At 66.2% G+C, this 10,053-nt stretch carries 8 protein-coding genes and 1 pseudogene; 3 read left to right on the top strand and 6 right to left on the bottom strand.

Annotated elements, in window-relative coordinates:
- The coding region (locus J9611_RS17165; RefSeq protein ID WP_211881893.1) for an ATP-dependent Clp protease ATP-binding subunit at positions 1-2,426 on the top strand (2,426 nt) is incomplete at its 5' end.
- 274 nt (positions 2,427-2,700) lie between these two features.
- Here J9611_RS17165 and J9611_RS17160 read toward each other — a convergent pair.
- The 3 genes and pseudogenes from J9611_RS17160 to J9611_RS17155 all read right to left on the bottom strand — a co-directional run bounded on the left by J9611_RS17160 (position 2,701) and on the right by J9611_RS17155 (position 6,948).
- A complete protein-coding gene (locus J9611_RS17160; protein WP_281414588.1) occupies positions 2,701-5,514 on the bottom strand; it encodes an AAA family ATPase in 2,814 nt (937 codons plus the stop codon).
- Between the two features lie 438 nt (positions 5,515-5,952).
- Positions 5,953-6,636, bottom strand: a pseudogene (mobF, locus tag J9611_RS22385) (MobF family relaxase); the annotation flags it as partial.
- Positions 6,637-6,672: 36 nt separating this feature from the next.
- On the bottom strand, positions 6,673-6,948 hold the full coding sequence (locus J9611_RS17155; protein WP_211881891.1) for a hypothetical protein: 276 nt from the start codon (positions 6,946-6,948) through the stop codon (positions 6,673-6,675).
- 260 nt (positions 6,949-7,208) lie between these two features.
- On the opposite strand from J9611_RS17155, the gene J9611_RS17150 reads away from it, so the two are divergent.
- On the top strand, positions 7,209-7,475 hold the full coding sequence (locus J9611_RS17150; protein ID WP_211881889.1) for a type II toxin-antitoxin system Phd/YefM family antitoxin: 267 nt from the start codon (positions 7,209-7,211) through the stop codon (positions 7,473-7,475).
- On the top strand, positions 7,472-7,732 hold the full coding sequence (locus tag J9611_RS17145; protein WP_211881887.1) for a type II toxin-antitoxin system RelE family toxin: 261 nt from the start codon (positions 7,472-7,474) through the stop codon (positions 7,730-7,732). Before J9611_RS17150 ends, J9611_RS17145 begins: the two co-directional genes overlap by 4 nt.
- Positions 7,733-8,068: 336 nt before the next feature.
- On the opposite strand, the gene J9611_RS17140 is transcribed toward J9611_RS17145, so the two are convergent.
- The 3 genes from J9611_RS17140 to J9611_RS17130 all read right to left on the bottom strand — a co-directional run.
- Complete coding sequence (locus J9611_RS17140) at positions 8,069-8,557, bottom strand: plasmid pRiA4b ORF-3 family protein (protein WP_246527973.1); 489 nt, start codon at positions 8,555-8,557, stop codon at positions 8,069-8,071.
- A gap of 170 nt (positions 8,558-8,727) precedes the next feature.
- Complete coding sequence (locus J9611_RS17135; protein ID WP_246527972.1) at positions 8,728-9,405, bottom strand: SDR family oxidoreductase; 678 nt, start codon at positions 9,403-9,405, stop codon at positions 8,728-8,730.
- Positions 9,406-9,421: 16 nt separating this feature from the next.
- Positions 9,422-10,053, bottom strand: a 632-nt coding sequence (locus tag J9611_RS17130; RefSeq protein ID WP_211881884.1) for an aldehyde dehydrogenase family protein, incomplete at its 5' end; no start/stop codon positions are given.

Below are 10,053 nucleotides of genomic sequence, written 5' to 3'. Positions count from 1 at the left end.
GTTACATTGGTACCGAACACATCCTCTTGGGTCTGATCCATGAGGGTGAAGGTGTTGCCGCCAAAGCCCTTGAGTCCTTGGGCATTTCGCTCGACGGTGTCCGCGAGCAGGTGCAGGAGATCATCGGCCCGGGCCAGCAGTCCCCGTCCGGCCATATCCCCTTCACGCCGCGTGCCAAGAAGGTGCTGGAGCTCTCGCTGCGCGAGGCCCTGCAGCTGGGACACAACTACATCGGCACCGAGCACATCCTGCTCGGTCTCATCCGCGAGGGTGAGGGTGTGGCCGCCCAGGTGCTGGTCAAGCTCGGCGCTGACCTGGGCCGGGTCCGCAACCAGGTCATCCAGCTGCTGTCCGGCTACCAGGGCAAGGAAACCGCCGGCGCCGGCCCCGGCCCCGGCCAGGACCAGGCTGAAGCGACTCCGGCCGGTTCCGTGGTCCTGGACCAGTTCGGCCGCAACCTGACCCAGGCTGCGCGGGAGAACAAGCTGGACCCGGTGATCGGGCGCGAATCCGAAATGGAACGGGTCATGCAGGTCCTGTCCCGCCGCACCAAGAACAACCCGGTGCTGATCGGTGAGCCGGGCGTCGGCAAGACGGCCGTCGTCGAGGGCCTGGCCCAGGCGATTGTCAGCGGCGACGTCCCGGAGACTCTCAAGGACAAGCAGCTGTACACCCTGGACCTCGGCTCCGTGATTGCAGGTTCCCGGTACCGTGGGGACTTCGAAGAGCGGTTGAAGAAGGTCCTGAAGGAAATCCGCACCCGCGGCGACATTCTTTTGTTCATTGACGAGATCCACACCCTGGTAGGTGCCGGTGCCGCCGAGGGTGCCATCGATGCGGCCTCGATCCTGAAGCCGTTGCTGGCCCGGGGCGAACTCCAGACCATCGGTGCGACCACGCTGGATGAATACCGCAGGCACATCGAGAAGGACGCTGCGCTGGAGCGCCGCTTCCAGCCGATCCAGGTCAAGGAACCCTCCGTGGCTGACACCATCGAGATCCTCAAGGGCCTGCGTGACCGGTATGAGGCGCACCACCGGGTCACGATCACCGACGGCGCGCTGGTCGCCGCCGCGAACCTCTCGGATCGTTACGTCTCGGACCGTTTCCTGCCGGACAAGGCGATCGACCTGATCGACGAGGCCGGTGCGCGGCTGCGTATCCGCCGGATGACGGCCCCGCCGGAGCTCAAGATCATGGACGAGAAGATCGCCGCGATGAAGACGGCGAAGGAGTCCGCGTTGGATGCGGAGGACTACGAGGGGGCCGCGGCGTTGCGCGACGAGGAGCAGAAGCTCGTCGCCGTGCGCAAAGAGAGGGAGCGCCGATGGAAGGCGGGCGGCATGGACGACATCTCCGAAGTCGATGAGGAGCTGATCGCCGAGGTGCTGGCGAACTCCACCGGTATCCCGGTCTTCAAGCTCACCGAGGAAGAATCCAGCCGTCTGCTGAGGATGGAAGATGAGCTGCACCAGCGTGTTGTGGGCCAGGAGGAGGCGATAAAGTCGGTCTCGCGGGCCATCCGCCGCACCCGTGCCGGCCTGAAGGACCCGAAGCGTCCGGGCGGGTCGTTCATCTTCGCCGGCCCCACCGGCGTCGGCAAAACCGAGCTGGCCAAGGCCCTCGCCGAGTTCCTGTTCGGCGAGGAGGACGCCCTGATCACCCTGGACATGTCCGAGTACTCGGAGCAGCACACGGTGTCGCGTCTCTTCGGTGCCCCTCCCGGCTATGTCGGTTATGACGAGGGCGGGCAGCTGACCGAGAAGGTCCGCCGCCGTCCGTTCTCCGTGATTCTCTTCGACGAAGTCGAGAAGGCCCACGCGGACCTCTTCAACTCGCTGCTGCAGATTATGGAGGACGGCCGCCTGACCGACAGCCATGGCCGGGTGGTGGATTTCAAGAACACCGTGATCATCATGACCACCAACCTCGGCACCCGCGACATCTCCAAGAGCGTGGCCACCGGCTTCCAGTCCGGCACGGACACGCAGACCGGCTACAACCGGATGCGCGCCCGCGTCACGGAGGAACTCAAGGCCCACTTCCGCCCCGAGTTCCTGAACCGTGTTGACGACGTCATTGTCTTCCCCCAGCTGACCCAGGACGAAATCATCCAGATCGTGGACATGTTCGTGGCCCGGCTGGAGCAGCGCCTGGCGGACAAGGACATGGGCATCGAGCTCACCACCGCGGCCAAGGTGCTCCTGGCAACCCGCGGCTACGATCCCGCGATGGGTGCCCGGCCGCTGCGCCGCACCATCCAGCGCGAAATCGAGGACCAGCTCTCCGAGAAGATCCTCTTCGGCGAGCTGCACGCCGGCGACATCGTGGTGGTGGACGTGGACGGCGAAGGCGACGACGCCAATTTCACCTTCGCAGGAAACACCAAGCCGCGGATCCCGGACGCACTGCCCGCCGCGAGCTAAACGGAAAACCGCCGCTGGCCACCGCCGAGGCGGGCTGAAATCCGGTGTCTCACCTCATTGTCCTGCAGGCCGCACAGGATCGGCACGGGCAAACTCAGGCCCCTACGATCACCTTCCAAGGCTTAGCGTGGTATTTTTTCCGTTTTCTGAAGCGCCCCGGGTCCGAATGAGACTGCGATTTACCGCCAACCTGGGCTCAAACCAGATTGACGTTCTCACGTGCGCGCCGACGATGCCGTGCCGGCGCTGCAATGGCTGGTGCCAACAGGCGTAGTTATAGTTCCAGGCCGGGGCCGCGTAGATCTTCGGCCGCGGTTCGCTGCTGTTCGCGCTGGGCGCGTTCGGCCATGAGCCGTGATTGGCGCTGGGCATCGGTCTCGGGTTTTTTCTCGGCTGGTGCCTGGTCGGCGGCTTTCTTGGCTTGCTGCTCGGCGACGAGTTTCTGGAGTCGGGTCATGACGCGGGGTTTCTCCACCTGGGCGGGTGTCACGGCCGCGGGTTCTTGGGCGTTGGTCTGGCGGTCCTTGTCGGTGGCTTCCTGTGCCGGGGCGGTTGGGGCGTGGGTGCCCTTGTTGCGTTCCAGCGCCTCAGCTGCCGCCTGGAGGCGGTCCTGTTCGGTGGCGTGGTCCGGTAGGGCGCGGGAGCGTTTGCTGACGGTCACGGCCCGGTCGTGGAGGTCCTGGCCAATCTCTTCGGCGCGGAGGTTTTCGGGCACGGGGACCGCCTCTGTCTCGGGAACGTTGTAGCGGGCACGGAACATTTCGAGCTCGGCTGCGGTGTCGCGCCACTGCTGCGCGGCTTCAGGCTTTTCGGGGACGGGGCCCAGCTGCTGCGCCCACACGGGCGGTTCGGCCGCGAGGAGGTGGCCTCGTTCGTCCAGGCGGGCGGTGAGGACTTCACGGCGGGTGGTGAGTTCTTCACGCCATTCCTGGGGCAGGTATGCGCTGGTGGCGGGCCGGGCGGGTGCGAGCCATTCGGGCAACCGGTCCGCCGTCCCGGCGGCCACGGGCGTGCCGGGGGTAAGGGACCGCAGGCGTTCCTCTGCCCGGACGCGGGCGGCAATGACCTGGTGCGAGAGGGCGCGGCCCTGTTCGGTGGCCACACTTGGTGCGTTCTTCGCGTACTGGCTGCGCGCCCCGCGTTCGGCCGCCTCGGAGGGGTTCTTACCGGTGCGTGCCTGTTCCGTGCGGATCTTCTGCTCTTGTTCGAGGGCGCGGAGCCGGTACTGGTTCCGGCGGGCGATGGCCGGGTTGTTGATGGCTTCGGTTTCCCGGGCAACGAACCGGGAGGTAAAGATCCGGCGTTCGAGCTCGCCGTCAGTGAGGGCCCCGTGGCGGCGGTTGGTCCAGTGATCCGCCGGCTGCGGTCCTTCGGTGGCCTTGGTCGTTACCAGCGCCTGGGCGCGGTCCTGACCGGCTTGGGTCACGTCTGCTTTGAGGGCGGCCAGCTGATCATCGGTGAGGTTGGCCAGCGGCCTTTCGCCGGCTGAGGCGAGGACTTCGGGGGCCTTGTCCACGATGGATTCGATCCGCCAGGACAGCACCGCTGATTTGTCTTCGGCACCGTCGAAGTCGCGCTGCGTCGCGGCGTTTCTCAGGAGCCTCGCGGGGTCCCAGCCATCGTGCTCGGCTTTGGCCAGGTTGGTGGCCACGGCTCCCCAGGATTCGGTGGCCACGAACGTTTCGGCGTCCTCGCCCAGGACTTCGCGGGCCATGGCGGCCATACGGATCTTGTTCGCTTCCTCGGTGATGTGCCGGTACTGGTCCGCCAGGGCCAGGGGGTTGTTGATGCGTTCGTACTCGGTGCCCAGGGCTTCGTGGGCTGAGGTTTCGCGGCTGTGGTTGGTGGCGATGGCGGCCAGCACCGTGTCCCGGTCCTGCCCGTCTTCGACGGCGACAAAGAGCGCGTTCTCGTCCCGGCCGCGGGTGGCCGCGACGTAGGCGTTCTCTCGAGTGGTGGCCGCGTCGAGGATGGGGATACCGGCGTCTTTGGTCATGCCTTGGGCGCGGTGGGTGGTGAGGGCGTAACCCAGGTGAACATGGTCGGTGACGTACTCTGCCGGCAGCCGGACCTTGCCGCCGTGGCCCAGGTGGGCGACGGAGAGCGACCCGTCATCGTGGGCTTCCTCGACGGCCCACAAGTCGCCGTTCTTCACCACGTCCCGGCCGCGCTTGGTTTTCAGGGTGGAGTCGTTGGAGCGGGTCACGATGGTGTCCCCCATCCATGCGGTGGAGCCGTCGCGCAGCTGCACACCTGCCCCTGCGCCTATCACTTCGCCGGTTTCGATCCGGTAGGCCTGGGCGCGTTCGGAGAGCCGCTGTGAGCTTTCGTTGGTCGGTGCCATCATCACGGCCGCGTCGCCGGCGTTGAGGCGTTCCTGCCACACGCCGAACGCGAGTCCTTCGATCGTTTCGATGCTCCCGGCCTGGACCCGGCCGTTGTCTTTGTACCAAGCGAACGGGTCTGTTTCGTTCTCGGTGGGGGTGCGGAGCAGCAGCGAGGCATCTGCTTCTTCTTCGGATGTGAACCGGTGGATGGTGTCCAGTTCGGTGGCGCCGATTTCGTTGATCAGTAGCCGCAGTGCCCCGCCGGCCTGGACGGCGGAAAGCTGCCGGTCGTCCCCCAGGAAGCGGACGAGGCCGCCGTGGGCTTGGACTTCGCGGACGACGTCCGCGAGTTTGCCGGTTCCCTGCATTCCGGCTTCGTCAACGATGACGAGGGTGCCGGGGGTGACGGTGAACGGTCCGGGAGCCGCTGGCGGGTGCGCGGGGTCGGAGCCGTGGTTGATGTGCAGGAACTTGTCCGTGGTCGCTGCGTGGACACCGAGCTGTTCGCCCAGGTTCGCTGCCGCGACGGCTGATGGTGCGAGGCCGATGACGCGGCCGCCGGCGCCGGTGATGGCGGCGCGGACGAGTCCCATGGAGCTTGATTTGCCGGTGCCGGCGGCGCCGATGCCGACGGCCAGGAGTTTGGAGGAGGTGACGAAGTCGCGGGCGAGGGCGATCTGTCCCTCATCGAGTGGGTGTGATGTTTCGCCGGTGGCGACGGCGTGGTTGTGGGCGGCAACGGCAGTCTCAAAGTCTTCCATGGACGCTGCGGGGATGACCTCTGTTGTTCCTGCCCGCAGGAGCAGGTTTTCGTCTTCGAGGATCTTTGTGGAGGTGTAGAGGGTGTCGGTGCGGTGGTTGAAGTCCGCTGTTCCGGCGTTGCGGGTCAGTGCTTCAAAGCGGCCGTGTACCTGGTCCGGGGTGATGCGTACTGAAGCGGTGCCCAGGCTCGCGGACACAACATCTTCGAGGGCATCGGCCGGCACCGGCCCGTTCTGGGACGCATATTCCTTGGCCCACCGGTTGGTCTCTGCCATGACGTTCTGCGCGGTCCAGGTCGAGCGCTTATCCGAAACGGAGGCAACGATGCTCCGGGCAGCAGCGTGCACGTCGATGCCCGTCGCAGTGGCCAGCGCCGGCCTGGTCCGGGCACTGGTGAGCGCTACGAGTTCCTGTTCGCTGTAGAGCGTGTGGGCTTCGTCGCGCCACAGCCGGGCCTGGTCTTCGAGTGTCTTGGCTGCTTCTTTGTCGGGGCGGGTGTTGAGCGTCGCGGCCTGCGCGAGCTTGATCAGCGCCGCCGTATCGGAGGCGTGGCCGTGCTGTTCCTCGTAGGCCTTGCGGAGTTCGGAAAGGCTCGCGCGGATCCCTTCGCTGCGCTTGGAGAACATGGCCGTCAGTTCCCTGGGGACTGAGGAAACTTCCATGACGGGCTGCTTGGATCCGTTGACGGTGCGTGCCTCGAACTGGACTCCGGCCGCTTCAAGGTGGGCTTGGAGTCGGGTGTTGTAGTTCTCCGAGACGGCCACCGCCGAACGGTGCAGGAGCTTGCCGTCGATGGTCTTCCAGTTCCCTGCCTCGTCCTGGACCTTGTTGGAGACAACGACGTGGTGGTGCAGGTTGGGGTCTCCCAGGCGGGAGTCGTGGTGCCGGAAACTCGTTGCTGTCAGGCCACCGCTGACGGAGGTCTGGGCGATGCCGTTGGTTCCTGAGCGGGTGGCCAGGGCGTGTTGTTCGAGGTAGTCGAGGGAGTCTGCAAGGGCTGCCTGCTGGGCGTCTTCGACCATGCGGCGGGTCTCAGCGTCTCCCAGTGCCCAGAGGACTGAGACGCTTTTGACGGGGGTGAAGGTCAGGTCGTATCCGGCAACGGCGTCCTGCTGGGGACGGAGCCGGGCGGAGTCCGGGGCTTGCGTGGGCGTCTGTTAACGCCGGATGCTGACGGTGAGATCCAGATGGATGTCGTTGTCGGCGACAAAGCGGTCCTGAAAGTAACGGGCAAGGCTCGCGTCCGTGGCGGTGTGAACGCTTTGGGCGATCGCTCCGCTCAGCAGCGCCTGGGTATCGGTGGACTTCACGACGTCCAGCGGCGCCCAACCACGGTGCCCGCCGGTAAGACGTTCTATGTCGGTGCGGAAGGAGCGCTTGTGGTCTTCGCGAACGGTGGCGCGCATGGTGAACGGGATAAAGGAGGTAGGCAAGGAGGTCCTTTCACGAGGCAGCCGGTCGTCGACGCCCCAGTTTGAACAAGACCACTGGAACCCCCGCTATTCCTCCGAAGCAGCCAGGGAGTCCAAAGTCACGGCGCAGGATGAGGCCCCTCCCCCGCGCCCGTTCGGCTGCTTCCCCCGGCGCCAATAGCCGTGATTACCTCAAGCTGGGTGACGAAAGGTCCATTATCGGCGTTTCCGCGCTAATAGCGCTTATGTACATTTCGGCGAAACCCGGATAAAATTAGGGCATGAGTGAGATGACTGTGACCGATGCACGGAGCCGGCTTTCCGAGGCGGTCGATACCGCGCGGGTGAGCCATGAACCGGTGTACCTGCTGCGCCGGGGCCGCCGCGTTGCCGCGTTGATCGATGCCGGGGATCTCGCCACCCTGATTGAGGCCGCCGAGGACCTGGAGGACCTCCGCGCCGCGAACGCAGCGCGGACCGAAATGGCCGACACCGGCGAGGGCCCGGTGCCGTGGGAGGAAGTCAAGGCGGAGCTGGGCCTGGCGTGAGCTATGCCGTCCAGCTCGCGCCGGCCGCCGTCCGGCAGCTGCGCAAGCTCCCGCCCGACGCCCGCCGGCGCATCCAGGCCGCCATTGAACTCCTCGCCGACACTCCGCGTCCCCCTGGCGCCAAGAAGCTCTCCGGCAACAGCGGCGACTGGCGTGTCCGCACCGGCGACTACCGGATCATCTACGAGATCCGGGACGCACAGCTCATCGTCCTGGTCCTCGCCATGGGCCACCGGCGGGAGATCTACCAGCACTAGGGACACGGGATCCGCACCCGGCGGGCCTTCCATCGGAATCCCGATCATTAGGGCCTGTGCCGACCCATCTATTTCGGGTTGGCGCCGCCGTCTGCGACCGCCGTACAAGCCTCACGGTGTTTCGCCGTGGAATCACAACACTGCTTCCGGCGTGGCGCGAACGCGAGTCTTTTCACCGGCGCGAACCTAACCGCCGGCGAGAGCGCGGTTTCTCGCAGGCATGTCCAAAAAGCCCGGGTCGAAAGGCCCGTGGCCGTCAGTCACTTCGGCCGCCCACTCCGAAACTTCGACGTGATCCTTGTGGGAAGTCTCAGCCAGCACGTCAAGAATCTCCTCCTACCCGGGGAATCCACCCGAATCCTCAAGCGGGCCACGCCGGGCCCCATCGAGCAGCAACACTGGCGGGTCCGTGGCCTCGGAGGGTCGGCGTCTGACCAGCTCGAGCCGGTGAAGCCGGCTGTCACCGAAGTCATACTCGTAGAACTCCGCTCCAGGTGCCATGGCGAAAAGTTGCTCAAGCGTGCAGTCTGCTTCGGGCAAGTCCGTCGGTTCATCACAGAAATCTGCGGGAACCCACTGAAAAGCCTCTGGTATCTCGCCATCGATCGGCCGCAACCGCGCTAAGGGATCGCTGCCGGTGAACCGGTGCAGATGCGCATCCTGCCGCACAAACGCCGCCTGCAGGACCTCGTTGACCCGGTCCAAAGGCAAGGAACCTGAGACCTCCAGCAGACGCCATATCTCGGGCTCGCTGTCGAACAGCTGCACGCGAACCTCTAGAACCCACTCGAGACCGTCCACGATCTTGGCCTCAGGTTCTTCCATGCAGTCATTCTCTCAAGTGTCTTTGCCCTACCCGGAACACATTGATCACCGCGCCGGAGAATGATTTCCCTCCTTCAACGCCATACACCGGGTTCCTTACATGAGCCACTCCTGGGCGAATCTGTGGTGCCGGGCGGCGGGTTCTGGCTGTTTCGACCGGGCCTCAGTGTTTAGAATTCCTGTCCCGTCGCGCGGATGGTGATGTCCGAGATGTCGACGCCGGGAGGCTGGGCGAGCGCCCACAACATCGCCGTAGCGACGGCCTCCGGTCCGATGGCGGCGTCGGGGGCTTCCTTCCAGAGGGGGGTGTCAACGTGGCCCGGGGCGATGTGGAGCACCCGGACACCTGTCCCCACGAGTTGCTGGCGGAGGGATTCGGCGTAACCCGTGACCGCCCATTTGGTGGCCGTGTAGAGGTTGCCCGGGTACACCTTCCGTCCGGCCGTGCTGCCCATCAGGACGAAATGGCCGCGGTTGGCCGTGAGCTGGGGCAGGGCCGCCTTGGCCAGGATTGCGGGCCCGTAGACGTTGGTGAGCACCATATCCCGCCAGGATTCCGGGTTCCCGTCGGCCAGGTCTCCGGGCGCGGAGAATCCGGCGTTGGCCACCGCGACGTCCAGACCTCCCAGGGCGTCGACGGCGGCAGCAACTGCGTCGCGGGTCTGGCCCCAGTCCCCCGCGTCGGCCACAACGCCATGGACCCGTCCGGCGGCGGGGCAGGAGTCCAGGAACGCCCCGAGCCGGCCGGCGTCACGCCCGGTGGTAAACACCGTGTGACCGGAGCGGAGGGACTCCCGGACCAGGGCGGCACCGATCCCGCTGGTGCCGCCCGTGACCAGGATCCGCATCAGGCCTCCTTCCCCATCAGGAGGGGTCCGCGATGCCGACGTAGCGGGTCTCGAGGTACTCCTCGATTCCCTCGGTGCCGCCCTCGCGGCCCATGCCGGACTGCTTGACGCCGCCGAACGGGGCGGCCGGGTTGGAGACAATGCCGGTGTTCAGCCCGAACATGCCCACGTCCACCTGTTCGGAGAGCCGCAACCCCCGGTTGAGGTCCCGGGTGTAGGCGTAGGCCACCAGCCCGAACTCGGTGTCGTTGGCCAGGGCAATGGCCTCCGCCTCCGTGCTGAAGCTGACCACCGGGGCAACCGGCCCGAACACCTCTTCCTTCAGGATCCGCGCGGTTGCCGGCACGTCGGTCAGCACCGTGGGCGGGTAGAAGTACCCGTCACCCTCCGACGGTGCCCCGCCCGTCAGGGCTGTAGCTCCGCCGGCGACCGCGTCCTGGACGAGTTCGTCCACCTTGGCGCGGCTCTTGGCGTCGATCAGGGGGCCGATGTTGGTGCCTTCCGCCGAGCCGCGGCCCAGCTTCAGGGAGCCCATGCGGTCCGCAAGGCGCCGGCTGAATTCGCCGGACAGGGATTCGTGCACGATGAACCGGTTGGCGGCGGTGCAGGCTTCGCCCATGTTCCGCAGTTTGGCCAGCATGGCCCCGT

The organism is Pseudarthrobacter albicanus (assembly GCF_018224015.1).
Classification (GTDB): domain Bacteria; phylum Actinomycetota; class Actinomycetes; order Actinomycetales; family Micrococcaceae; genus Arthrobacter; species Arthrobacter albicanus.
The sequence above is the reverse complement of the archived record's forward strand: the minus strand, read 5'-3'. Positions and strand labels throughout refer to the sequence as shown.

What these genes read in the sequence shown, in the direction of transcription:
- J9611_RS17160 (WP_281414588.1), bottom strand. Translation starts at nt 5,514, where the DNA reads ATGGAAGACTTTGAGACTGCCGTTGCCGCCCACAACCACGCCGTCGCC.
- J9611_RS17140 (WP_246527973.1), bottom strand. Translation starts at nt 8,557, where the DNA reads ATGGAAGAACCTGAGGCCAAGATCGTGGACGGTCTCGAGTGGGTTCTA.
- J9611_RS17150 (WP_211881889.1), top strand. Translation starts at nt 7,209, where the DNA reads ATGAGTGAGATGACTGTGACCGATGCACGGAGCCGGCTTTCCGAGGCG.
- J9611_RS17135 (WP_246527972.1), bottom strand. Translation starts at nt 9,405, where the DNA reads ATGCGGATCCTGGTCACGGGCGGCACCAGCGGGATCGGTGCCGCCCTG.